Source organism: Streptomyces sp. NPDC003943, from assembly GCF_053605265.1.
The window spans coordinates 1-23,819 of the sequence record NZ_JBSGIW010000105.1; the positions used below are offsets into that span (position 1 = coordinate 1).

The following is a 23,819-nucleotide window of genomic DNA, read 5'->3' on the forward strand; positions in this document are numbered from 1 at the left end:
GAACAGCATCCACAACTCGTCCGGCACCAACCGCTCAACCAGATCCGTCATGCACGGATCAACGAACGATCACGCCATAAGAAACGACGTCTAAGGGCTTGGAGATCACCAGAGCATGATCGCCAGTGGGGCGGGCAGCGGAGGCGCCTTCCCGGGCGGTTCACGATCTACTCCACCCGAACGAGTGATCCTGCGCGAACGGGCAGCGCTTCCTGCCCCCGGCGGCCCGGGAGGGACCTGGACGGGGCAGCGGCGGATGGCCAGGCTGGAAGCCGGGGCCGGCCGGCCCCGGCGGTGACCACCTTCCGTTGTCCTCTGTCCTCGGGGAGCCGACGATGAGCGCCTACGAACTCGAACACGACCACGAGCACCAGCCGGAGCGCGATCACCAGCTGGGGCACGACGACCACGAGCAGCGGCACGAGCACGAGCAGGAGGGCGCCGGCCCCGGCACGGCCCGGCTCTACGAGGCCGCGGCGGCCGGCCGTACGGACGTCGTCGGCGCGTCCGGGCTCGGTGCGCTCCAGCGGACCGTGGGCAACGGGGCCGTCGGGGCGATGGTGCAGCGCAGCCGGGCGGCGGCCGGGGAGGCGGAGGAGCGGACCGACGAGCGCTCCCCCGTGCACGACGTGATCACCTCGGGCGGGCAGCCGCTGGACACGGAGACCCGCGCCGACATGGAGTCCCGGATGGGCGCCGACTTCTCCGACGTACGGGTCCACACCGACTCCGCCGCCGACGCCTCCGCCAAGGGCATCGGAGCCCACGCCTACACCGTCGGCAACAACGTGGTGTTCCAGCGGGAGGCGTACGACCCGGCCTCGCCGCAGGGCCGTACGACGCTGGCGCACGAGCTGACCCATGTGATCCAGCAGCGCAGCGGCCCGGTCGACGGCACCGAGGCGCCGGGCGGGATCCGGGTGAGCGACCCCTCGGACCGCTACGAGCGGGAGGCGGTCGCCAACGCGGACCGGGTCCTGGCCGCCCCCGCGCCGGCGGCCGAGACGGCGCCGGCCGGCGCCCCGGCGGCCCCCTCGGTCCAGCGGGCGCCGGCGGAGGACGAGGACGAGCAACCGGCTGACGTGCAGGGCTCGTTCGTACAGCGGCAGGCGGATTCGGGCGCCGAGGAGGAGGAAGAGTCGGCGCCCGAATCCTGATGGGTCATCAGGCAGGATCCGTCACGAGGACTTGTTGCTCTGGAGGGTGCCGCCGAGGAACAGCGAGGTCGAGCACCGGTCGGGCTGCGGGGCGCCCACCGGGCGTCCGACCTTGCGGCAGTCCACGGTCAGGGTGACCGCGTCTCCGGCGGACACCAGGACCGGGGTGACGAAGTGGTAGTCGGAGTCGCGGAAGTTCTCCAGGGCGAGGGTCAGGATCCGGCGGTCGCCCGCCCTGACCACGACCGTGCCCGCGTCGCCCTGCGGGTTCTGGACCACGATGTCGGTGAGCCGGAAGGTCTTGCCGTCCGCCACCGTGAGGGCCGTGCCGCTCTCGGCGCCACCGCCGACCGCGTCCCGCACCAGGACCTGGGCGCTGGTCGGCGCGGGCGGCGCGGGCGGCTTTGCCGCGGGCTTGGGCTTGGCGCTGCCCGTGGCGGACGGGGTCGGGGCGGCCGGGGTGGACGGAGCCGTGGTCGGCGCACCGTCCTTACCGCCCGAGCCTCCGCCCGACGCCCCGCCTCCTCCGCCCTTGCTGGGGCTCGCGCTCGCCGTCGCGGAGGCGATGACCTCGGGCGTGATCGCCTCGCGGGCCGCCGACTTCACGGCCGGCCGCAGCAGCCCGTACCAGGCCCCCACCAGGGCGAGGGCGAGCACGCAGGCGAGGACGAGCGCCCGCGGGAGCCACCGGGGCAGCAGCGGCTGCTGCTGGTAGGTGCCGTCGAGGACGACCGGGGCCGGCGGCTCCTCGCCCTCGGGGACGGCCTGGGTGACGAGCACCTGGAAGGTGTGGGTCAGGGGCGTGCCGCGCCACAGGCGCTTGGTGGATCTGACGCGCAGTTCGGTGAAGGCGGCCCGGCCGGGCTCGATCCGCAGCTCCTTGCGGGTGAAGGAGACCTGGGTCTGCTCGGTGCCGGCCACGGCCGAGAGGGTCGCGGTGAGGGGGGCGTTGCCGCGGTTGTCGACCGCGGCCTTGTGCCGGCCGGCCCGGGCTCCCTGCGAACCACGTGGCACCAGCTCGGCCGTGACCTCCATGAACGGCGACACGGTGACCCGGCCTTCGGGCACGACCGGCTCCGCGTGGTCACTGGTCGGGACCACTCGTATGCCGAAGGGCGTCTCGCCTGCGGGAACAGAGGGATCACGGGGTGGCTGGAATATGACGGTGGCGGTTTCCGAGCTTCCGGGGTAGAGGGAGAGCGTCGCCGGTTCCACCGTCGTCCAGGTGGCGCAGGGACCGACCACCTCGAAGCGGTACTCCTCCACGGTGGAGCCGGAGTTGCGTACCTGGAGGGGCAGGCGCGTCTCCTCGCCCGGTGCGGCGGTCACGGACGCGGCGTCGAGGTGTGCCGTAAGACTCATGGGCGCACCGTAGAAGCGGCCCGCCCGTGCGGCAGCGACCGGGGAGGAACACTTTCGGGCAGATACCGTGCCCTCGCGACGATTCCGTTTCCGCCGGGGTGGGTAGGTGCATTTCCAAGCCACCTGACGACGTGTGAGGTTGACGTCAGCAGGCGTTGCCTGCGTTCTATCGCGTTCTCACTCTTGCGACCGAGTACACCGGGGCCCCTGTGACACCGGCTCGGTCTCTATCTCCGGGGGGAGAGATCATGGAGCGGACAGCCGTGGCACTGCGGGCCCAGGACCCGATATCCCAGGCGGGGGTGACGAGTCAGCTCAGGACCCGGCCCGAGATCCTGGTGACGGACTGGGGCGCGGACGTGGATCCGAAGCCCGAGGTCGTGGTGCTCGTCGTGGACGCCGTCGACGACGAACTCCTGCGCCTCTTACGGCACATCAGGCGAACCAGCACCGCGCGGGCCGTGCTCGTGACGCGGGACATCGACGAGCAGAAGCTGGTGGCCGCCGCGGAGTGCGGGGTCGCCGGGGTGATCCGGCGGGCGGAGGCGACCCCGGAGCATCTGGTGCAGGTGATCGGCACCGTCGCGAAGGGCGCCGGACACCTCCCCGCCGACCTGGTGGGCCGCCTCCTGGAGGAGGTCGGCCGGCTCCAGGGCCAGGTCCTCGCGCCGCGCGGGCTGCACTTCACGGGGCTCGCGGCGCGCGAGGTGGACGTGCTGCGTCTGGTGGCGGAGGGGTACGACACGGCGGACATCGCCGCGAAGCTGTCGTACTCGGAGCGCACCATCAAGAACGTGCTGCACGCGGTGATCACCCGGCTGCAGTTGCGCAACCGCTCGCACGCGGTGGCGTACGCGATGCGCCAGGGACTCATCTGAGCGAGGCCAACTCCCTTGGCGCTCTTGCCCATTGGGGCACTCCTTCCTTCCCCCACGGAAGACGCGGGGGCCGTGACATCCGGATCGTGCGGGTGGATCCTCGCGGGGTCGCAAGGGTCGTCGTGGGCGAGGCGTAGGGAGCTGCACTGTGCGCTGGTCACCGCCGTTCCGGTGGAACGGGGAACCGCGGCGGGGGCGGATCGTCGCCCTCGCGCTGCTGCTGGTCGCCGCCGGGACGGCCGGCACCGTGCCGGCGCTCCGGCCGGCCGAGGACGGTCCGGCGGGTCCGGTGACGCCGGCCGTCGTCACCGCGGAGCTCGCCCCGGGCCAGTCGCTGCCCGTGGCCAAACAGGTGCTCACCCCGCCCGTGCCGCCCATGCCCGAGGTGGTGCTCCTGGTGGACGGCACCGGAAGCATGGGCGACGCCATCCAGGACGTACGCGGCGGCCTGCCGCAGATCGTCAGCAAGGTGCGCACGTCCCAGCCGGACGCCCGGTTCGCCGTGGCGACCTACGGCGACCAGGAGGGCGACAAGGCCAACGGCAACGCCGGTTTCAGCGTGACCGCCGCGCTCACCCAGAACGACAACGAGATCCAGGCCGGGGTGAACGCCCTCTCCGACAAGATGGGCGGCGGCCCCGGCCCGACCGAGGACTTCATCAACGGACTGTGGAACGTCTCCCAGGGCGCCGACGGCAAGACCGTGTTCCGCGAGAACTCCAGCCCCGTCATCGTCCTCGTCGGCGACGCCTCCAGCCACAACCCCAGCAACGGGCACACCCTCGAGGACACGATCTCCGCCCTGCAGGAGAAGAACATCCGGGTGGTCGGCGTCGACGTCGACACGAAGATCGGCGACGGCCTCGACGGCACCGGGGACGCGGGCGACCCGAACTACCAGGACCACACGACTCCCAACAACGCCACCCGCATCATCGAGGCCACCGGCGGCACCAAGCTCTCCGGGATCGTGCCCGACCAGGTCGCCGAGGCCGTCGTCCGCGGCCTCACCAACCTGCCCACCAGCGTGGGCCACCAGCTCACCGCCTGCGACCCCGGGCTGACAGTGGCGCTCGACCCGCCGGTGCGGGACGTGGTCAGCGGACAGGTCGCCGACTTCGACGAGACGATCACCGTCCACCCGGACGCGCCGCAGGGCCGGACGCTGACCTGCACGGTCGAGTTCCTGCTCGGCACCCGGCCGCCGAACTCGCCGAACCTCGGTCCCGCGGCCGCCGCCGACCCGGCGTACACGGAGTCCATCTCGATCACCGTCAAGGACGTCACCGCGCCGGTCGTCACCGTCGACGACCGCACGGCGCGGGCGATCTCCGCCTCCGGCACCCACATCGACTACACGGCGACCGCCGTGGACGCCGTGGACGGTCCGCTGACGCCGCAGTGCACCCCGGCGTCCGGGTCGCTGTTCCCGGTCGGCGAGACCACGGTCACCTGCACCGTGACCGACAAGGCGGGCAACACCGGGACCGACACGGCGGTCTTCCGGGTGCTGCCGCCGCCGGTGCCGCCGTCGGCGGACCTCGCCGTCACGCTGCGCCTCGCCCCCGCCCGTACGTACACGGGCCGCGCCGCGGTCGCCACGTACACGCTCACCAACGCCGGCCCCGACACGGCCCGCGCCGTGGTCCTCAACACCACCTGGCCGGACTCTCCCGGCCGGCAGCTCGGCGCCGTCTCCAACTGCACCGCCGTCGCGCCGTGCCAGATCCCGCCCGGCGGGCGACTGACGGTGACGCAGACGGCGGTGTACGGGGAGGCGCTGACCGGCTCCGTACAGGGCAGCGTGCGCGGGATCCTGCTCGACCCGAGGTACGGCAACAACACGGCCAGGGCCCGGCTGCAGGTGCTGAAGCCGCGGCTCGACGTCACCCCGGGCGTCGTCCGCCCCGGCGAGACCGTCGTGGCGCGGGGCGCGGACTACCCGCCGGGCGAGACCGTCCGCCTGGTGTGGTCGGTGGGCCTCACGGCGGACACCTCTCCGGTACGGGTCGGCCCCGACGGCACCTTCGAGGCGCAGGTGCTCGTGCTGCGCAGGGACCGGCTCGGGCCGCGAGAGCTGTGGGCGGAGGTGCCGCGGCTGCCGCGCCTGGAGGCCCCGGTGCTCGTCGTCCAACACGCCCTGCAGCCACCGGACTTCGCGGAGCGGGGGTGACGGGCCGGTGATCCACGAGGTCGACGACGTGCTGCGGTCGCTGATCCGCGCCGAGGTCCTGGGCGGCGGCCAGGTGGCGGTGGTCTTCGACGCGCCCACCCGCGAGTGGGCGGCGAAGGTCAACGCGCCGATGGTCAACCTGTACCTGTACGACATCCGCGAGGACATGAAGCGCCGCTCGCGCGGCCTGCACAACGAGTACGACGAGCGGGGCACGGTCGTGGCCCGGCACCGCCCGCCGCGCTTCTTCAAACTCTCGTACCTGATCACCGCCTGGACGAAGCGCCCGGAGGACGAACACCGCCTGCTCTCCTCACTGTTGGCGTGTCTGCTGCGCTACGACGCGCTGCCGCCGACCCGGCTGACCGGCACCCTCGAGGAGATCGGGGTGCCCGTGCCGATGTCGATCGCGCTGCCGCCGCCGGAGGACCGGTCGTTCGCCGATGTGTGGAGCGCGCTGGGCGGTGAGCTGAAGCCGTCGCTCGACCTGGTGGTCAGCGTGCCGCTGACGGCGTCGCCGCGGTACGAGGTCGGGGCGCCGGTCGGCGAGGACGGCATGAGCGTGCGGGTCGGCGAGAAACCACGTGGGGGAACCTCTCAGTGACGGCGGAACTGCTGGCGCGTGCCCAGAGGTTGGAGCTGCGGATCCGACGCGCGGTGGAGGCGCGCCGCGCGGTGGACCCGGATCCGGACGACGCGTTCCGGGGCCTGTATCTGACGGAGGAGGCGGTGGAGCGGCTGCTCGCGGGCCCGCGCGTGCTGCCGACGGAGCCGGTGCCAGCGCTGCCGGCGGGCGGTCTGCTCGCGCGCCTTGCGGACGAGTTCGCCCTGACGGCCCTGGACGTGGAGATCCTGCTGATCGCCCTGTTGCCGGACCTGGACGAACGTTTCGAATCGTTCTACGGCTATCTGAACGACGACGTGACGCGGCGGCGGCCGTCGACCGGGCTCGCGCTCGGGCTGTGCGGGGTGCCGGCGGCCGACCGGGAGGCGCGGGCCCGGCTCGGGGCACGGGCGCCGCTGCGGGCGGGCGGCCTGCTGCTCGTGGAGGACCTGGACCGGCCGTTTCTGAGCCGCGCGCTGCGGGTGCCCGACCGGGTGACGGCACACCTCCTCGGCGACGACACCCCGGACCCGCGTCATGCGGAGCTCGTGGCGTCGTGGGAGCCGGTACGGAGCGTGGGCGATCCTTCGGCGCTCGCGCGGGTCCTGGGCGACGGGGTCCGGCTCGCCTACCTCCAGGAGGACCAGGGCGGCGCGGGCACGGCCCTGGCCGCCGCCGCCCTCGCGGCTGCCGGGCGGCGGGCCCTCGGAGTCGACCTGGCCCGGCTCGCGGAGGACCCGGCGCCGGCGGAGGCGATCCGGTCACTGGTGCGGGAGGCGAGGCTGACGGGGGCGGGTCTGGTGGCGGCGCCGCTGGACGCGGTGGCCCGGGAGCGGCCCGGCCTGCTGCGGGCCCTGACGGAGGCGCCCGTACCGCTGCTCCTGGTGGGCCGGCTGCCATGGGACGCGGGCTGGTCGTCCGGCCCGCCGCTCCTGGTGCGTGCCCCGCGGGTGGAACCGGGGGCGCGGGCGGAGCTGTGGGCGCAGAGCGCGGGCGTCCCCGTGCCCCTCGACGTCCCGTCCCTCCTGGCCCCCTTCCTCCTCACCCCCGAGCAGGTCGTCCGCTCGGCAAGGGCGGCCGTCCAGACAGCCCGCCTGGAGGGCGGCGAGGTCACCGCCGCGCACGTCCGCGCCGGCGCCCGCGCCCAGAACGCGGCGGGCCTGGACCGGCTGGCCCGCCGCATCGAACCGACGGTCGGCTGGACCGACCTGGTCCTCCCCCCGGACACCGAGGCCCAACTCCGCGAACTCACCGCCCGCGCCCGCCACCGCGACCACGTCCTCGGCACCTGGTCCATGCGCCCGGGCGGCGGCCGGGGGCGTGGCGTGGCGGCTTTGTTCGCCGGCGACTCGGGCACCGGCAAGACGATGTCGGCGGAGGTCATCGCGGCGGACCTGGGGCTCGACCTGTACACGGTGGACCTGGCGACGGTGGTCGACAAGTACGTCGGCGAGACCGAGAAGAACCTCGAACGCATCTTCTCGGAGGCGGCAGGCGTGAACGGCGTCCTCCTCTTCGACGAGGCGGACGCCGTCTTCGGCAAACGCTCAGAGGTGAAGGACGCGCACGACCGCTACGCGAACGTGGAGTCCGCGTACCTCCTCCAACGCATGGAGTCCTTCGACGGCCTGGCCATCCTCGCCACGAACCTCCGCGCCAACCTGGACGACGCCTTCACCCGCCGCCTGGACCTGATCGTGGACTTCCCGGTCCCGGACGCCCCGCAGCGCCTGCTGCTGTGGGACCGGTCCCTGGGCCCCCACCTGCCGAGGGCCGCCGACCTGGACCTGGAGTTCTGCGCGGAGGCGTTCGAACTGGCGGGAGGGAACATCAGGTCGATCGCGGTGACGGCCGCGTATCTGGCGGCGGAGGCGGGTGGGGCGGTGACGATGGGGATGCTGATCCATGCGGTGCAGCGGGAGTACCAGAAACTGGGACGGCTGACACTGGAGTCGGAGTTCGGGCCGTATGCGGAACTGTTGCAGTGAATAGGGTACCGCCGGAAAGGGTGGGAAATGAGCGCAGAACCACGCAAGGACGCCGCCCTCGCGTACGCGACGGCGTTCCGGAGTCGGCTCGATCGGCTCCGGGACGCGATCGTGGAGGTGGCCATGGTCGCCCATGTCAGTGAGCAGGAGGTGTCGACGCTCCTCGCCCGCGCCCGGGAGCTCTGGGACGAGCCAGTGGGCGATCTCGACCGTGCCGAAAAGGCCGTCACGGGGGTGCTCCCCGAGGCGGTCGCGATAAGTGCTGTCGAGGCGTCCCGGAGGCTTCGTGACTATCACGCGACCGTGCGGCTCGCCATCGATTCCGGTGCCGAAGAGCGGGAAGCGCGGGTGGATTCCGCCAAGAAAGCCCATGCGACGACCTACGACGCCTACCTCGATTTCCTCCATTCGACCGCGGAGGCCCTGGGGGACTACGACCTGCTGCGCGACCGAGCCTGACCTACCCGCGGCCCGTGATCCTGTCGAACCCCTTGCCGAGGATCTGCCGGAGCTCTTCCAGCCTGAATTCGCCCTGGAGGAACTCGCGCCTCTGTGCGGCGGACAACAAGGGCACGGATTCCCGGTCCACCACGTGATCCAGCCAGCCGGAGACCGTGAGTTTGGCATGGGACGCGGCCGTCACCAACAGACGAGACCGCCGCTCCGCGTCGGCGCCACGGGGCGTGTCGTCCTCCCGCGGCGGACCGTAATACTGCGCCAGGCCGGCGGCCACCTGCACGACTGCGTACTTCGCGGTCGAGGAAGCCCTGCCGTACTGCTGGGAATGAGCGTCGCCGTCGGCGTCCTGCCGCCCCTTGCGGACAATAAGTTCCGGGATCTCCCCCGCCTTTCCGCGAGCCGCTGCCAGCGAGCTTCGCAGGACGGCCGAGCCGGGCTTGTCCGCGACGTTCGCCTCCGCCAGAACACGGCCGGACTCCTCTTGCATGTCGCCGATCGTCCCGGACAGGCCGAGAGCGAAGACGTGGTCTCCGCGCTTCGGCCCGTCCTTCGTTCCGTCCCGCTGATCGCGCGGATTCACCGCGCCTTTGAGAATGTAGTGCTCCTGCCCTCTGGCGGCGGACTCGATCGTCAGTTCCAGCTCGGTCATACGGTGGCGGCGCTTGATCTCGGGGAGCTGTCTGCGGATCTCGTTCTCGGGCAGGTCCCGCTTCACGAGCGATTCGGCGGCGTCCAGCCCGGCGTCGAGGTCCTTCCGCTTGTCCGTATCGGTGCGACGGTCCGGCCCGGCCTCGCTTGCCTTCTTTCCCTTGAGCTTGTTCCAGAGGGCCTTGCCCTTCCGCACGATGAAGTCGACCAGCTTGTCGACCGCCCTGTTCACCGGCTTCGCCACCGACTGGAACACCGACTTCACCTTGTTCGCCAGGTTGCCGATGCCCAGCAGTGATGCCAGGAAGCCGATCAGGACCGGGATGCTGCCGGCCAGGGCCGTTTCGACCATCTTCGGGACGCCCGCCGCGCCGCCGTTCGCGATTTCTATGACCGCGTCGAGGACCGAGTTCACGAACGCGGCGATCTGGGCGCCCTGGTTCACCACGAACGAGACGATGTCGATGATGCCCTTGACCGCGCGGACGAAGGCCGAGGCCGGGTTCAGGAGGGAGAGGATCCAGGTGATGCCCGCGACGATGACCGTGGGGATCAGGTATTCGGTCAGCTTGGAGAGGATCGTGGACTTGAGGTCGCCGACCTCCGCCTCGATCTCCTTCACCGCGCCCGCCGGGCCTTCCCTGGCCAGGGTCTGGGCGAGGGGGAGGGAGGATTCGACGGCGGTGAGGGCCTGGTCGGGGACGCCCTTGCTGGTGATGCGGGTGCGGAGGTTGGCCCAGGTGAGGCCGAGGAGGGAGGTGATCAGGGAGATGATGCCGCGGAGGTCGAAGCGTTCGGGGAGGGTCAGGCCGGCCTTGGTCGCCGTGCCCAGGAGCCAGGAGACCAGGCCCTTCTTCAAGTGGTCGGCGATGTTCGAGACGAAGAGGTTCAGGCCGGCGCCGACCGCCTTCACCAGGTTGCCCAGGAAGCCGATCGGGTCCTTGATGATCTTCATGATGGCCGAGGCGGCCTTGGCCAGGATGCCGAGCAGCAGGTTCTTCAGCTCGTTGATCGTCTTGATGACGCCGACGATCGCGTCCTTCGCCTTGTCGATCAGGCCCTTGTTGGCCTCCTGGAGCTTCTTGATCTCCTCGTCGACGGCGTTGAGGGCCGCCGTGTACTTGTTCGCGAGGTCCTGGACCAGCTGCTGCGACTTCTCGTTGACCGACGACTCCAGATCGTCGAACTTGCCGGCGAAGTCCTTCGCCGCCTCCTCCCCGAACTGCCGCAGATCCGAAGGGAGTTTGTCCACCTCCGCCTTCAGCTCCGCTCGGCCCTGCGCGATCCTCGCCTTCGCGCGGCCCAGCTCGGCCCCGATCAGGTCGGCCACCGAGGAGATGACCGCCTGCATCTTGGACACGTACAGCTTGCGGGCCTCCTGGTAGAGGTCGTTCGCCTCCTTCGGCATCCCGGCGAACTTGTCCTTCACCCACCGGGCCTTGCCCATCAGCCCCGAATAGCGCTTGTCCTTGTACTTCTTCATCCGCGCCTTGTGGTCCGCGGTGAAGGCGTCGCGCGCCGCCTTCTCCCCGGCCGTGAAGGCGTCGTCGACCTTCTTGTCGAGGCCGGTCAGCGTCGCCTCGACGTCCTTCTTCGTCGCGTCGAAGACCTTCTGGAGCTTCCCCGTGACCTCGGCGCGCTTGCGTTCGTCCTTCGACTTCGTCTCGCCCTTGCCGCCGTCGACCGCCTTCCCGGCCGCCGCCCGGGTCGCGGTGAGCGCGTTCATGGCCTGGGCGCCGGCCGCCGCCGCGCCCGCCTTCGCGGTGGAGAGCTGCGCCTGCTCGCCCGCGCGGGCCTTCCCCGGCGCCTGCGCGGAGTCGGCCTCCGCCGTCTTCTTCGCCTTCAGGGCCTGGTCGAACTCCGGCTCGTTGCCCTTGGCGAGCTGCTCCTCCGTGACCTCGGCGTCGGCCATCGCCTTGTCGTTCTCCGCCGGGCCCTGCGAGAAGTCCGTGACGGCGGCAGGCTGTTTCTCCGGGATCGCGTCCGCTGCGCTCGGCGCGCCCGGGTTGGCCGGCGGACGGTCCGGGACCATCGGGGTGACCGGTTTGTCCTTCGCCGCCGACGTGTCCGGCGGCGCCTTGGTCGTCGTCTCGATGTCCTTGGCCGAGGCGCTCTTGCCGTCCTTGACCTTCCCGTCGACCTCGCCCTTGACCTTCTCGGCCTTACCCGACGACGAGAACTTGTCCGCCTCGTCGAGGTTCTTCGGCGCCTGCGCGTCGATGGCCTTGTTCACCGCCTCGATGAACGCGGCCTTGTTGAACTCCCCCGGCTTCGCCGCGTTCATCTTCTCCGCGTTCGCGGCCTTGCCCTGCGCCTCCTTGTCGTCCGGAGGCGCCACCGCCGCGTCCTGCGCCGACTTCGACTCGGTGGCGGCGGGTGCGTGGGCGGCCAGCGTCCGCTTCTTGGCGGCCACGTCCGCCCCGACCCGGCGGAAACCGGGCGCTGCCGACGGGGGCGTCTTCGCCGGGGCGGTGTACCGCTGGGCCACGAGCCGGGCCACGGCCGCGTTGCCCGCCGCACCCTGGAGTCGTTGGAGGCTGCGTACGCCCGAATCGCCGGAGGACGCGGACCCGCGCTCCGGACGCTGCGTCGAGGACTTCTTCTCCGGGACTTCCTTCATCCGTCCTCCCGGAGCCCGTGCCGACGGCGTACGCGGTTCCGTCAGCGTGCCGGGGCCGGCCGCCCCGTACAGAGGGCGCACGTGCGGACGACCGGACCCGGCGTCTTGCACGATCGGGCAGCCCTCGGTGCCCGCCGGGCGGCCCTCCCTCCGTTCCCGGTGATCGTCGGCGTCACAAGAATGGCCGTCATTCCAGGAGGGAGCGCGCCGTATGCCGTCGTACCTGTCCCCCGGCGTCTACGTCGAAGAGGTCGAATCGGGGTCCCGGCCCATCGAAGGGGTGGGCACTTCGGTCGCCGCCTTCGTCGGCTTCGCGGAGAAGGGGCCGTTCGACGAGCCGACCCTGATCACGAACTGGACCCAGTTCGTGAGCCGTTTCGGTGGCTTCGTCGAAGGAACGTACCTGGCCCGCTCCGTCTACGGCTTCTTCGCCAACGGCGGCGGGATCTGCTACGTCGTACGCATCGAAGACGGGACCGGGGCCAGTGCCGGTGCGGTTGCCGGCCAGGAGCCCACCGCGACCGCGGCCGGGCAGCCCGCCGCCGTCACCGTCGGACCGTACGCCATCACCGCCCGCCCCGGCGTCACCGGCCGGATCAGCGTCGAGATCGCGGACGTCGAGGGCGAGGACCCGCCCTCGGACGCCTTCCGGCTGATCGTGCGGCGGGACGACGAGGTCGTCGAGACGTACCCGTCGGTCACCACCAAGCGCAGCAAGGAGAACGTCGTCACCCGGGTGAACGCCGGCTCCGCGCTCATCGAGATCGCCGAGCCCGGCACCGGCGCCGCCCCCGCCCGCCCCGCGACGCAGACCGTCACCCTCGCCGTGCCCGCGGGTGCGCCCGGCTCGGCGCCGGTGGCGGTGCCGGCCGGGTCGCTGACGCCCGACGTGTACGTGGGCGACGCCGACCGCCGTTCCGGACTCGGCGGCCTGGAGGCGGTCGAGGACGTCACGATGGTGGCCGTCCCGGACCTCATGAGCGCGTACGAGCGCGGGCTCATCGACCTCGACGGGGTGATCGCCGTCCAGCAGGGCCTGATCACCCATTGCGAGCTGATGGGCGACCGGGTCGCCGTGCTCGACCCGCCGCCCGCCCTCAGCCCCCAGGAGATCCACACCTGGCGCACCGAGCGGGCGAACTACGACTCCAAGTACGCGACGCTGTACTACCCGTGGATCGGAGTGGCCGACCCGTCGTCGGGCCGGATCTCCCTCGTCCCGCCGAGCGGGCACATCGCCGGCGTCTGGGCCCGCAACGACAACCAGCGCGGCGTGCACAAGGCCCCGGCGAACGAGGTGGTCCGCGAGGCCGTCGCGCTCGCGACCCAGCTCACCAAGGGCGAGCACGACCGGCTCAACCCGGTCGGCCTCAACTGCATCCGCGCCTTCCCCGGCCGCGGCATCCGCGTCTGGGGCGCCCGGACGCTCGCCTCGGACCCGGCCTGGCGCTACCTCAACGTCCGCCGGCTCTTCAACTACCTGGAGGAGTCGATCCTCGCCGGCACCCAGTGGGTCGTCTTCGAGCCCAACGACGACGCGCTGTGGGCCCGGATCCGCCGGACGGTGGCGGCGTTCCTCGTCAACGAGTGGCGCAAGGGTGCCCTGTTCGGCCTCACCCCGGACGAGGCGTTCTACGTCAAGTGCGACCGCGAGACGAACCCGCCGGAGAGCGTGGACCTGGGCCAGGTCATCTGCGAGATCGGTGTGGCACCGGTCAAGCCCGCCGAGTTCGTCGTCTTCCGCCTCTCCCAGCTGACCAGCGGCTCTGGTGCCGTCGACGAGTGAGGAGTAGTACGCCGTGCCCCTTCCCGATCTCGACAGTTCAGTCGGCCATTCCTTCGGCCTGGAGTTCGACAGCGTCGTCATCAAGCAGATCACCGAGGTCAGTGGTCTGAAGATGGAACAGGACGTCATCGAGCTGAAGCAGAACACCGCCGACGGCAAGTACGCCATCAAGAAGCTGCCCGGCCGCCCCAAGGCGGGCGAGGTCACGGTCAGCCGAGGCCTCACCGAGGACAACAGCTTCGAAAGCTGGGTCAAGGAGTCCCGCTTCGGCAAGATGACCGGCGCCCGCCGCCACGGCGCCATCATCGTGTACGACTACGAGGGCATCCCGATCAAGCGCTACAAGCTCATCAACGCCTGGCCGAAGTCCCTGGAGATCGGCACCCTCAAGGCCGGCGACACCTCGGTCCTCACCGAGAAGCTGGTGATCACGTACGAGAGCATGGAAGTCGAGTGATGCGTCGTACGGCGCCGAGCGCACCGCCGCGCGCCGCCGCTCCGGGCCTCCCCTCCGAAGGAGAGGCCGAAGGCGGCGGCATGCGGACCGAGTTCGCCTTCCGGCTGCCGCGCGGGTACGTCGACGACGCGGGCACCGTGCACCGGGACGGCGTGATGCGCCTGGCGACCGCCCGCGACGAACTCGTACCGCTGCGCGACGACCGGGTACGGGAGAACTCGGCCTACCTGTCCGTGGTCCTCATCTCCCGGGTCGTGACCAGGATCGGCACGGTCGACGACATCCACCCGGGCGTCATCGAGGACCTGTTCGCCTCGGACCTGGCCTTCCTGCAGGACTTCTACCGGCGCATCAACGCCGAGGGCCACACCCGGGCCGCCGTCACCTGCCCGAGCTGCCAGGAGGAGTTCGCGGTGGACCTCGCCGGTGGCCGCCTGGGGGAATCGTGACGTACGCGGCCGACCGCCTGTACGAGGAGGTCGCGTACCTCGCCTACCACTTCCACTGGCCGCTCGATCAGCTCCTCGACCTGGAGCACCCGGAACGTCTGAGGTTCGTCGCCCAAGTGGCCCGCCTCAACGGAGGATGAGGGGGAGGGAAGGGCACCGATGGGTCTGTTGTCCTGGCTGCGCGGAGGCGGCGACGGGGATCGGGACCGGTCGCGTCAGAGCGACGCGGCGGCGCCGCCGGAACCGGCCGCCGCGCCCCGCGAGGACCGCTTCGACATCCCCGAACTCCCGCCACTTCAACGTACGTTGACCCCGCCGGCCCTCGTCACCGACCCGACCGCCTTCGAGGCCGCCCTGCCCACCCGGCAGCCGACGGCGTTCACGGCCCCGCTGGGGCACGCGGTCAGCGCGGAGGCGCCCAGCGGGGTGGTGCACGGGGTCACGACGCCGGTCCGGGGGTTCAGCGCGCCGGGGCCGTCGGCCGTGACAGCGCAACTGACGCGGCAGCCGGCGACGGAGCTTCCGGTGACGGCTCTGGCCACTCCGGCCGCTCCGGTCACTCCGGCTTCTCCGGCTTCTCCGGCTGCTTCTGCGGTTGCTTCTCCTGTTGCGCCGGTACGGACAGTGGGCGCGCCGGGCACGTCCGTGCAGCGGGCGGCGCCTCCCCCTGCCGCACCGGTCACTCCGGTACGAGACGAGGGCTCGCCGCAGTCGGCGGTGCCGCCCGGTGTCGTCCAGCGAGCGGAGGAGAGCGCCCCGGCGCCTCCACCGTCCCGGACGTCCCCGACGTCCGCGACGCCTCCTACGTCTTCGGCGGCCGTGCAGCCAGAGAGCCCGCAGCCCACGGCGGCTTCGGAACCGGTCGTCCAGCGCTCGGACGCCGGGACGGAGACGACTCCTGAGGTACGAGCGGAGGCGGAGGCGCCGCCGGCCGAGACCCCGTCCGAGGACGAACCGCCGGTGCGCAGCCTCCTGGGTGAGCGGGAGCCCCTCGTCGAGCCGCCCACGGAGCCGTCCTCTCCAGGCGCCGGCACGTCCTCCACGCCTCACGTCCAGCGGTCGACGCCCCAGGCGAACGCGCCCAGCACTGCCCCCTCCGCGCCGTCCGTTCAGCGCACGCCGGGACTCGGTGCGCCCCTGCCCGGTCTCCCGCCGACCGCCCGCGCAGAGGCCGCGCGACCGTCGCCGCCTCTGCGGCCGGTCCAGCGGACGCCCGGGCTCGGCGCGCCCCTCCCCGCGCTGCCGCCCACCGTCCGGAATGAGGCTGCCGCCCCCGCGTCCCCACCAGCCGAAGGGCCGATACCGACTCCGGCACCGATCCGGGTCCCGGACCCGGTCCCGGTCCCGGCCCCGCTCGCGCTGCCGGTGCAGCGCACCGAAGCCCCGCCTCCGGCCGAGGTCTCCCGCGCGCAGGACGTCCAGGACACCCAGCCCGTCCAGGACACCACCCAGTCAACGCAGGCCGTCCAGTCCCTGCCCCCGGACGTGCCGGACGTCCAGACCGTCCGGGAGACCCGGGACGCCGAGGTCCGGCCCCCCTCCCCCGACCCCGTGGCCCCGCTCCTCGGCGAGCGCCCGCTGTCCCTCCGTACCGTCGAGGGCACTCCACCGGCAGCCCCGGTCCAGCGGACCGCGGCCGACCCGCCGGCGTCCTCCCCCGCCCCGTCGCCCGTGGCCGCGCCCGCCGCCGTGCCCGTGCGCTGGGTGACGGCCACCGGCCCCGCGACCGTCCAGCGCTCCACGCGGCACACCGCGCCCCAGGCCGAACCCCGCGCCGCGCACGTACAGCGGAGCACGGCACCGCAGACCGCGCCGTCCCGCACGCCGGCCCCCGGCCCCCCGTCCGCGACGTCTCTCCCGTCTGCGCCCCTGTCCGCGCCCCTCCCGGTGTCCCGCACGGCCGTGCCCGGCCGGGCGTCCGTCTTCGATGCCGGCGCCGTGGCGGTCGCCGCCGGGGTCGCGCAGCGGATGGCCGACGGGAGCGTGGTGTTCACGCCGCCTGGCGCGGCCCCGGATCCGGCGTCGGCTCCGACGCCGGCGGCCGCCCTCCCCTCGTACACCAGCGTGCCCGTCGTACACCGCCACCTCCCCGTCCAGCGCGAGACCACCACCGAGGAACCTCCGCCCCCGCCGGCGGCGCCCGCACCTGAGGAGCCCGCACCCGCGCCCGCGGCGGAGACGACGTCCCCGACAGCGGCACCTGCCGAAGCCCCCGGCCACGCAGCACCACCGCAGGCCGCGGCCGCGCCCCACCAGCAGACCCCGCCCGTCACCGACGAGTTCGTCCGCGCCCTCTACCCCCCGCTCGCCCGCCTCCTCAAGGCCGATCTGCGCCTGGAGCGCGAGCGGGCCGGCTTTCTGATCGAGAAGAGGTGACGTAACGGTCATGACCACCCCCGACCGCGGCGACGACCCCGCCGTCAGCGTCTGCTTCGTCGTCACCATCGACGAGATCGAGCTCGGTTCCTTCAACACCTGCGAGGGCCTCGGCTGCGAGGTCGTCCTGGAGACGCGCGAGGAAGGCGGCAACAACGGGCACGTGTGGCAACTGCCCACGCGGCTCAAGTACTCGAACGTGAAGCTGTCCCGGCCGCTCACCCGGGAGACCGAGAAGGTCGCCCGCTGGTTCGCGAGCATGACCACCGGCTTCACCCGCAAGACCGCGCACATCGAGGCCAGGACCGGGGACGGCCGGAAGGTCGCCCGGTGGGGTCTCCTCGAGGTCGTGCCGGTGCGCTGGACGGGGCCGTCCTTCTCGCCGGAGTCGCCCAAGGTGGCGATCGAGACGATCGAGATCGCCCACCACGGCTATGTGATGGAGGGCTGAGCAGGTGAGCGCACCCATCGCCTTCAGCGCGGCCGGCACCGCCGGGGTGGCCTCGGCCGGCCGGGCGGCCGGCTCCGCCCGGCCGAAGCTGGAACACGCGTACCTGGAGCTGCGCACCCCGCCCACGGGCGGCGGCCTGACGCCGGGGGCGCCGTGCGGCCGGATCGAATTCCAGTTCAATCCCAAGGAGTTGAGCCTCACGAAGGCGGCGGCCTGGAAGCGGACTCCGGCGAAGGGCGCGAAGAGCGCGGGCCCGCCCGAGTACCAGGGGCCGCAGCCCAGCAAGTTGACGGTGGAGATGTTCTTCGACGCGGCCGACACCCAGGACACCCGTGTGGTGACGGCGGTGGAGCAGCTCTTCGCGTGCTGTGTGCCGACGAGCGAGAGCCGCCAGCAGCAGCGCTCCTCACCGCCCTGGGTGGTGTTCCACTGGGGCGGGCTCACCGGCTTTCCCGGCTATGTCAGCCAGGTGCAGGCGAAGTACACGCTGTTCACGACGTCCGGGGTGCCGATCCGGGCCGTCTGCCAGGTCACGGTCGAGGAGATCAGCGGGGAGACGCCGGGGCAGAACCCGACCTCGGGCGCGCTCGCGGCGCGCCGTACCCACCGGGTGGCGGCCGGTGACTCGCTGCCGTCGCTCGCGCAGCGGGAGTACGGGAATCCGGCTGCCTGGCGGGTGATCGCGGAGGCCAACGGGATCGACGACCCGCTGCGGCTCGCGACGGGGCGGCAGTTGTTACTTCCGGCCCTCGACGAGCTGGGCCGCCTCCAGGAGCAGGAAAGCGACTCGGGGAGGGAGCGCTGATGGCGGGGCAGGGGGTCGCGTCGGCGCTGGTGGTGGAGTTCGGGGGCACGCCGCTGCCCGCGCGGCTCGCGAACCAGCTCGTGGAGGGGTACGTCGACGACAGCCGGACGCTGCCCGACCTGTTCGTGCTGCGCTTCCGCGACCCGGACCGGACGCTGCTCAAGCAGGCGGGGATCGAGGTCGGCGCCGAGGCCCGCCTCTCGGCCCGCGGCGGGGGCGGCGGGGCGCCGCGGCCGCTGCTGACCGGGGTGGTGACGGCGCTCGAACTGGAGCTGGACGACTCGGGCACGTTCACCGTCGTCCGCGGTCTCGACGAGACGTACCGGCTGTTGCGCGGGGTGCGGGTGGCCAGCTACCAGAACATGACGCTGTCCGACATCTGCGCCCAGGTGGCCCGGCGGGCCGGGCTGAAGACGGGCACGATGGACGTGGCCGGTCCGGTGCTCGACCATGTGGCCCAACCCAACGTGAGCGACTGGGAGTTCGTGCGCGCGCTCGCGGAGGAGGCGGGTGCCCAGGCGTACGTACGGGAGGGGCAGCTGCACATCGTGAAGCCCACCGAGGCGACCGGTGCGCCCGACGCCTCCGCCCGCGCCGAGCGCGAGCCACTGGTCCTGGAGCTGGGGGCGAACCTGCTGTGCTGCCGGGCGTCGGTCTCGGCGGCCGAGCAGGTGTCCGAGGTGGAGGTGCGCGGCTGGGACGTGACCGGCAAGCGGGCCCTGGTGGGGCGGGCGCCGGCGGGGAACTCGTCGACGCTGAAGCTCGGGGTGACGGCGGCGCAGGTGACGCAGCCGTTCGGGTCGGCGCGGCACGTGGTGACGGACGGCGGGTACGGCACGCAGGAGCGGGTCGACCGGGCGGCGAAGGCCCTGGCGGAGCGGATCGCGGGCTCGTTCGCCGAGCTGGAGGCGGTGATCCGGGGGAACCCGGAGGTGCGGGCGGGCTCGGCGGTGGCGTTGAACGCGGTCGGGGCGCCGTTCGAGGGCCGGTACACCGTCACCTCCTCCCGGCACGTCTTCGATCCGCACCGCGGGTACGAGACCTGGCTGACGGTCTCCGGCCAGCAGGAGCGGTCGCTGTTCGGGCTGACCGGCGGCGGCCCGGGCCGGGCCGGGGGTACGGCGCCCGGCACGGCCGGCCTGGTGAACGCGACCGTGACCGACACCCAGGACCCGGACGGCTCGGGCCGGGTGAAGGTGCGCTTCCCGTGGCTGTCGGACGAGTACGCGAGCGACTGGGCGCGCACGGCGCAGGCCGCGGGCACCAGCGGCGGCGAACCGCTGATCCCGGAGGTCGGCGACGAGGTGGTGGTCGGCTTCGAGCACGGGCGGCTCGACCGTCCGTACGTCCTGGCCGGGCTCTACAACGGGAAGGACCGGCCGCAGCGGAGCAGCCCGGTGGACAAGACCTCGGGGGCGGTCGAGCGCAAGGCGCTGACCTCGCGTGAGGGCAACCGTCTCGAACTGCTCGACACCGCGAACGGCCCGAAGGGCGTGCGCCTGACGACCGGCGACGGCAAGCTCACCATCGACCTGGACCGCACGGGCACGACGATCGCCGTCAGCAGCGACGGCAGTGTGAAGATCACCGCGAAGGACAAGGTGCAGGTGACGGCGAAGGGTGGCGTGACGCTCGACGCGGAGAGCGGCGCGGTCGAACTCAAGGGAGACAGCGTGTCCCTGACGGCCCGTTCGGGCGGAGTGAAGGTCGACGGCGGGACGGGCAAGGTCGAGGTGTCGTCGGCCGGCGCGGTGGACGTGCACGGGATGTCGGTCTCGGTCGACGGCACGCAGCGCACCGAGGTGAAGGGCGGGATGTCGCTCTCCCTCAACGCCGCACTCGTGAAGATCAACTGATCGGTCAGTCGGTTCCGTCGGACAGGAAGTGAGCACGGTCATGGCACAAGGACCCGCCGCACGGGTCGGCGACCCCACCGGTCATCCCGGGGTGATCGGCCCGCCGGGAGTGCCGACCGTCCTCATCGGCGGCGCCCCCGCCGCCACGGTCGGCACCCCGCACGTCTGCTCCTTCGCCAGCCCGCCCCCGCACCCGCCGTCGGCCATCGCCGGTCCCGGCAGCACCAGCGTGCTGATCGGCGGCGCGCCGGCGGCCCGGGTCGGCGACCTGGCGGCCTGCGGCGCGCCCGTGGTGTCCGGGTGCCCGACGGTCATCATCGGCGGCTGAGGAAGACGGGGGTTCCGGGATGGGACAGGAGTTCATCGGCGCGGGCTGGGCGTTTCCGCCGCGCACCGACGCGACCGGGTCGATCGCCCTCGTACGGGGTGAGCGCGAGCTGGAGGAGTCGATCCGGCTGATCCTGGCGACCTCGCCCGGGGAGCGCCCGATGCGGCCCGAGTTCGGGTGCGCCGTCAACGACTACGTGTTCGCGCCGGCCGACGCGGGCACGGCCGGGCAGCTCGCCTACGAGGTGCGGCTCGCCCTGGAGCGGTGGGAGCCGCGGATCGAGGTGACCGAGGTCGCGGTCCGCTTCGACGAGGCCGACAACGGGGTGCTCTACATCGACATCGGCTACACGGTGCGCGGCGCCAACGACCCCCGGAACCTCGTCTTCCCGTTCTATGTGATCCCGGAGGAGGACCGCGGATGACGCTGCCGAGCCCGAACCTGGACGACCGGCGCTTCCAGGGCCTGGTGGACGAGGCCAAGCGGCACGTCCAGCGGCGCTGCCCGGAGTGGACCGACCACAACGTGTCGGACCCGGGGGTCACGCTGATCGAGGCGTTCGCGACCATGGTCGACCAGCTCGTCTACCGGGTGAACCGGGTGCCGGAGAAGAGCTATCTGACCTTCCTCGACCTGATCGGCGTGCGGCTGCACCCGCCGACCGCCGCCGGCACGGACGTGACGTTCCGGCTTTCGGCGCCGCAGCCGGAGCCCGTGGTCGTCCGGGCCGGTACGGAGGTGGCGACGGTCCGCACCGAGACCGAGCCGGCGGTCGTCTTCACGACCACCCGGGACCTCACGATCGTGCCGTGCGCGTACGCGGCGCTCGCGACCTGGCCGGCGGCCGCGACCGGGTCCCCGGCCGGCGCGGTGGATCCGCGCAAGGCAGCCGGTGCGGGAGCCGGCGCGGGTGACCGTACGGCCGTGGACCGCACCGAGGAGCTGGCGCTCGGCCGCGAGGTGCCCTGTTTCTCGCCCTCGCCCGTCCCCGGCGACGCGCTGTACGTGGGCCTGTCGGCGGCCGTCCCGGCGGGAGTCGTGGTCCTTCGGCTCGACTGCTCCGTGCACGGTGTGGGCGTCGACCCGCTGCGGCCGCCGCTGGTGTGGGAGGCGTGGGACGGGCGGCGCTGGGCGGCCTGCGAGGTGGAGAAGGACGACACGGGCGGCTTCAACCGGGCCGGCGAGCTGATCCTGCACCTGCCGGCGACGCACACCCCGGCGAGCGTCGTCCGGCGCACCGGCGGCTGGCTGCGCTGCCGGCTCGTCGAGGCGGCGCCGGACCAGCCGACGTACGTGGCGCCGCCGGTGGTCCGCGGCATCACGGCCTTCACCATCGGGGCGACCGTCGGCGCCGAGCACGCCGAGCGGATCACCGACGAGGTCCTGGGCACGGCGGAGGGCGTGGCGGGGCAGTCGTTCGCGGTGGCCCGACCGCCCGTCGTGCCCGGCGAGTTCGCCCTGGAGGTCACCGAGCCCGAAGCCCTCGACGAAGGCGCCGCGCCCGCCGAGCCGTGGACCCGCGTCGACGACTTCGCCCATTCCGGTCCGGACGACCGCCACTTCACCCTCGACGAGGGCACGGGCCGCGTCGAGTTCGGCCCGGCCGTCCGCGAACGGGACGGATCGGTACGGTACTTCGGTACCGTGCCGGCCAAGGGCGCGCTGGTCCAGGTCCGTTCGTACCGTACGGGCGGCGGGGTGCGCGGCAACGTGGCCCGCTCGACGCTGCGCGTGCTGCGCGGCACGGTGCCGCTGGTGGCGCGGGTGGAGAACCGGCGCCCGGCGGTCGGCGGCGTCGACGGGGAGAGCGTGGAGAGTGCCCGGATCAGGGGCCCGCTGACCCTCCGTACGCTCCAACGGGCTGTCGTGCCGAGGGATTACGAGCTCCTCGCCCGCGAGGTCGCGCCGGACGCGGCCCGGGTGCACTGCGTCCCCGAGGACGGCGAGGCCGGGGTGCGGCTGCTCCTCGTGCCGGCGGGGCGCGGCGACGCGCACGGACGGATCGCGTTCGACGAGCTGATCCCGCCGCCGCGCACCCTGGAACGCATCGCGCAGCACCTGGACGCCCGCCGGCCCATCGGGGCGCGGCTGGTCGTCGAGCCGCCGTACTACCAGGGCGTCACCTTCGTCGCGACCGTGCAGGCGAGCCGCGGCGCCGCGGCCGAGCGGGTCCGGGAGGCGGCCCTGACGGCGCTCAACGGCTACTTCAACCCGCTGACCGGCGGGCCGTCCGGCGAGGGCTGGCCGTTCGGGCGGCCGGTCCAGACGGGCGAGGCGCACGCGGTGCTGCAGCGCGTCCCGGGCGTCGACCTGGTCGACGACGTGCGGCTCTACCGCGCGGACCCGCTGACCGGTCAGCGCACCGAGGTGCCCGACGGGCGGATCGCGCTCGACCGGCACGCCCTCGTCTTCTCGTACGAGCACCAGCTGAGAGTCCGGGAGGTCTGAACCGCCGTGCGTACCGCCGTCCCCGGGCTGCCGAGCCCGCACCCGCTGATGGACCTGCTGCCCGCGGTCTATCTGGAGCAAGACTTCCTGACCCGGTTCCTGGCGGCGCTCGACGACGTCCTCGCCCCGGTGCTGCTCAGTCTCGACAACCTGCCCGCGCACCTCGACCCGCGCACGGCGCCGGAGGACTTCCTGGAGTGGCTGGCGGCCTGGGTCGCCGTCGAACCCGACCCGCACGCCGCTCCGTTGGAGCGGCGGCGGGCCGCGGTGCGCGGCGCGGTGGCCCGGCACCGGGCGCGCGGGACGCTGCCCGGGCTCGCGGAGGCGCTGCGCGTGCAGACGGGCGGCGCGGAGCCGGAGATCACGGAGAGCGGCGGCACGATCTGGTCCACCACCCCCGGCACCGCCCTGCCGGGCGCCGGGCGGCCCTGGGTGACGGTCCGGCTGTCCGTGCCGGACCAGGGGCGGGTGAGCCGGGCGCGCCTGGAGGAGCTGATCCGGGCCGAGATCCCGGCGCACGTCGGGTTCACGCTGGAGCTGGCCGACCTGCCGGCCGGGGGTGCGAGATGAGCGGGATGGTGTGTCCGACGTGCGGGCAGCGGAACGCGGCGGGGACGCCGTTCTGTTCCTCGTGCGGCGCGTTCCTGGACTGGGACCAGGACGAGAGCGGGGGGCGGGAGGAGCAGGCCGCGCCACCGGAGCCCGCACGCCGGACGCCCGCGCCGCCGGAGCCCGTACGCCGGACGCCCCCGCCCCCTTCCGTACCCCCGCCCCCGCCCGTACCACCGCGGACCGACCCCCGTCCGGCCCGGCCCCGGCCGACCGACCCCCCGCCGGCCCAGTTGCCTCGGACCGCGGCGGCCTCGGCGGAGGCCGGGCTCCGGCGGCCCGGGGCGGAGACCCGGCCCGATGTGCCGGGGGCGCCGCGCGGGGCCGCGCGCCGGCCCGATGCCGCGGCCGCGCCGGCGGCGGCC

At 72.9% G+C, this 23,819-nt stretch carries 20 protein-coding genes; 18 read left to right on the forward strand and 2 right to left on the reverse strand.

Annotated elements, in window-relative coordinates:
• Positions 1 to 335: 335 nt before the first annotated feature.
• Entirely contained in the window at positions 336 to 1,157 is an 822-nt protein-coding gene (locus ACWEV0_RS31100; RefSeq protein WP_453153018.1) for an eCIS core domain-containing protein, read from the forward strand.
• 21 nt (positions 1,158 to 1,178) lie between these two features.
• On the opposite strand, the gene ACWEV0_RS31105 is transcribed toward ACWEV0_RS31100, so the two are convergent.
• Positions 1,179 to 2,519, reverse strand: a complete 1,341-nt coding sequence (locus tag ACWEV0_RS31105) for a COG1470 family protein (protein WP_453153019.1) — start codon at positions 2,517 to 2,519, stop codon at positions 1,179 to 1,181.
• Between the two features lie 248 nt (positions 2,520 to 2,767).
• Here ACWEV0_RS31105 and ACWEV0_RS31110 point away from each other — a divergent pair, with 248 nt between their 5' ends.
• The 5 genes from ACWEV0_RS31110 (at position 2,768) to ACWEV0_RS31130 (ending at position 8,621) form a co-directional block, all read left to right on the forward strand.
• Positions 2,768 to 3,397 carry a response regulator transcription factor gene (locus ACWEV0_RS31110; protein ID WP_453153020.1) on the forward strand — a complete coding sequence of 210 codons (630 nt, stop codon included), beginning with the start codon at positions 2,768 to 2,770 and terminating at the stop codon, positions 3,395 to 3,397.
• A gap of 148 nt (positions 3,398 to 3,545) precedes the next feature.
• Complete coding sequence (locus tag ACWEV0_RS31115) at positions 3,546 to 5,570, forward strand: VWA domain-containing protein (protein ID WP_453153022.1); 2,025 nt, start codon at positions 3,546 to 3,548, stop codon at positions 5,568 to 5,570.
• 7 nt (positions 5,571 to 5,577) lie between these two features.
• Positions 5,578 to 6,174 (forward strand): DUF4255 domain-containing protein, encoded by a 597-nt coding sequence (locus tag ACWEV0_RS31120; RefSeq protein ID WP_453153023.1) that lies wholly within the window; start codon positions 5,578 to 5,580, stop codon positions 6,172 to 6,174.
• Positions 6,171 to 8,162: an ATP-binding protein gene (locus ACWEV0_RS31125; RefSeq protein WP_453153024.1), complete on the forward strand. Its 1,992-nt coding sequence runs from the start codon at positions 6,171 to 6,173 to the stop codon at positions 8,160 to 8,162. The genes ACWEV0_RS31120 and ACWEV0_RS31125 overlap by 4 nt, the downstream gene beginning before the upstream one ends.
• 27 nt (positions 8,163 to 8,189) lie before the next feature.
• Positions 8,190 to 8,621, forward strand: a complete 432-nt coding sequence (locus tag ACWEV0_RS31130; protein WP_453153025.1) for a hypothetical protein — start codon at positions 8,190 to 8,192, stop codon at positions 8,619 to 8,621.
• A gap of 1 nt (position 8,622) precedes the next feature.
• Here ACWEV0_RS31130 and ACWEV0_RS31135 read toward each other — a convergent pair whose 3' ends face one another.
• Positions 8,623 to 11,889, reverse strand: a complete 3,267-nt coding sequence (locus ACWEV0_RS31135) for a hypothetical protein (RefSeq protein ID WP_453153026.1) — start codon at positions 11,887 to 11,889, stop codon at positions 8,623 to 8,625.
• Between the two features lie 211 nt (positions 11,890 to 12,100).
• Between ACWEV0_RS31135 and ACWEV0_RS31140 the strand changes: the two genes are divergently transcribed.
• The 12 genes from ACWEV0_RS31140 to ACWEV0_RS31195 all read left to right on the forward strand — a co-directional run bounded on the left by ACWEV0_RS31140 (position 12,101) and on the right by ACWEV0_RS31195 (position 23,415).
• Positions 12,101 to 13,675: a phage tail sheath family protein gene (locus ACWEV0_RS31140; RefSeq protein WP_453153027.1), complete on the forward strand. Its 1,575-nt coding sequence runs from the start codon at positions 12,101 to 12,103 to the stop codon at positions 13,673 to 13,675.
• A gap of 13 nt (positions 13,676 to 13,688) precedes the next feature.
• Positions 13,689 to 14,132: a phage tail protein gene (locus ACWEV0_RS31145; protein WP_451606687.1), complete on the forward strand. Its 444-nt coding sequence runs from the start codon at positions 13,689 to 13,691 to the stop codon at positions 14,130 to 14,132.
• Positions 14,132 to 14,581, forward strand: a complete 450-nt coding sequence (locus ACWEV0_RS31150; RefSeq protein ID WP_453153034.1) for a hypothetical protein — start codon at positions 14,132 to 14,134, stop codon at positions 14,579 to 14,581. The genes ACWEV0_RS31145 and ACWEV0_RS31150 overlap by 1 nt, the downstream gene beginning before the upstream one ends.
• Positions 14,578 to 14,721: a DUF6760 family protein gene (locus ACWEV0_RS31155; RefSeq protein WP_403789459.1), complete on the forward strand. Its 144-nt coding sequence runs from the start codon at positions 14,578 to 14,580 to the stop codon at positions 14,719 to 14,721. The genes ACWEV0_RS31150 and ACWEV0_RS31155 overlap by 4 nt, the downstream gene beginning before the upstream one ends.
• 1,225 nt (positions 14,722 to 15,946) lie before the next feature.
• Positions 15,947 to 16,957 (forward strand): hypothetical protein, encoded by a 1,011-nt coding sequence (locus ACWEV0_RS31160; RefSeq protein WP_453153028.1) that lies wholly within the window; start codon positions 15,947 to 15,949, stop codon positions 16,955 to 16,957.
• Between the two features lie 10 nt (positions 16,958 to 16,967).
• Complete coding sequence (locus tag ACWEV0_RS31165; RefSeq protein WP_389207363.1) at positions 16,968 to 17,408, forward strand: phage tail protein; 441 nt, start codon at positions 16,968 to 16,970, stop codon at positions 17,406 to 17,408.
• A 4-nt stretch (positions 17,409 to 17,412) separates the two neighbouring features.
• Positions 17,413 to 18,213 (forward strand): CIS tube protein, encoded by an 801-nt coding sequence (locus ACWEV0_RS31170; protein WP_451606690.1) that lies wholly within the window; start codon positions 17,413 to 17,415, stop codon positions 18,211 to 18,213.
• Entirely contained in the window at positions 18,213 to 20,069 is a 1,857-nt protein-coding gene (locus tag ACWEV0_RS31175) for a VgrG-related protein (protein WP_453153029.1), read from the forward strand. Before ACWEV0_RS31170 ends, ACWEV0_RS31175 begins: the two co-directional genes overlap by 1 nt.
• A 40-nt stretch (positions 20,070 to 20,109) precedes the next feature.
• The gene (locus tag ACWEV0_RS31180; RefSeq protein ID WP_453153030.1) at positions 20,110 to 20,397 is read left to right on the forward strand and encodes a PAAR domain-containing protein; all 288 of its coding nucleotides are present in this window, start codon (positions 20,110 to 20,112) and stop codon (positions 20,395 to 20,397) included.
• Positions 20,398 to 20,416: 19 nt separating this feature from the next.
• Entirely contained in the window at positions 20,417 to 20,821 is a 405-nt protein-coding gene (locus ACWEV0_RS31185) for a GPW/gp25 family protein (protein WP_403789454.1), read from the forward strand.
• Positions 20,818 to 22,845: a putative baseplate assembly protein gene (locus ACWEV0_RS31190; RefSeq protein ID WP_453153032.1), complete on the forward strand. Its 2,028-nt coding sequence runs from the start codon at positions 20,818 to 20,820 to the stop codon at positions 22,843 to 22,845. The genes ACWEV0_RS31185 and ACWEV0_RS31190 overlap by 4 nt, the downstream gene beginning before the upstream one ends.
• 6 nt (positions 22,846 to 22,851) lie before the next feature.
• A complete protein-coding gene (locus ACWEV0_RS31195; protein WP_453153033.1) occupies positions 22,852 to 23,415 on the forward strand; it encodes a phage tail protein in 564 nt (187 codons plus the stop codon).
• Positions 23,416 to 23,819 lie beyond the last annotated feature (404 nt).

Coding starts and splice junctions, on each gene's coding strand:
- ACWEV0_RS31100 (WP_453153018.1), top strand. CDS start 336: ATGAGCGCCTACGAACTCGAACACGACCACGAGCACCAGCCGGAGCGC.
- ACWEV0_RS31105 (WP_453153019.1), bottom strand. CDS start 2,519: ATGAGTCTTACGGCACACCTCGACGCCGCGTCCGTGACCGCCGCACCG.
- ACWEV0_RS31110 (WP_453153020.1), top strand. CDS start 2,768: ATGGAGCGGACAGCCGTGGCACTGCGGGCCCAGGACCCGATATCCCAG.
- ACWEV0_RS31130 (WP_453153025.1), top strand. CDS start 8,190: ATGAGCGCAGAACCACGCAAGGACGCCGCCCTCGCGTACGCGACGGCG.
- ACWEV0_RS31135 (WP_453153026.1), bottom strand. CDS start 11,889: ATGAAGGAAGTCCCGGAGAAGAAGTCCTCGACGCAGCGTCCGGAGCGC.
- ACWEV0_RS31140 (WP_453153027.1), top strand. CDS start 12,101: ATGCCGTCGTACCTGTCCCCCGGCGTCTACGTCGAAGAGGTCGAATCG.
- ACWEV0_RS31150 (WP_453153034.1), top strand. CDS start 14,132: ATGCGTCGTACGGCGCCGAGCGCACCGCCGCGCGCCGCCGCTCCGGGC.
- ACWEV0_RS31165 (WP_389207363.1), top strand. CDS start 16,968: ATGACCACCCCCGACCGCGGCGACGACCCCGCCGTCAGCGTCTGCTTC.
- ACWEV0_RS31175 (WP_453153029.1), top strand. CDS start 18,213: ATGGCGGGGCAGGGGGTCGCGTCGGCGCTGGTGGTGGAGTTCGGGGGC.
- ACWEV0_RS31180 (WP_453153030.1), top strand. CDS start 20,110: ATGGCACAAGGACCCGCCGCACGGGTCGGCGACCCCACCGGTCATCCC.
- ACWEV0_RS31185 (WP_403789454.1), top strand. CDS start 20,417: ATGGGACAGGAGTTCATCGGCGCGGGCTGGGCGTTTCCGCCGCGCACC.
- ACWEV0_RS31190 (WP_453153032.1), top strand. CDS start 20,818: ATGACGCTGCCGAGCCCGAACCTGGACGACCGGCGCTTCCAGGGCCTG.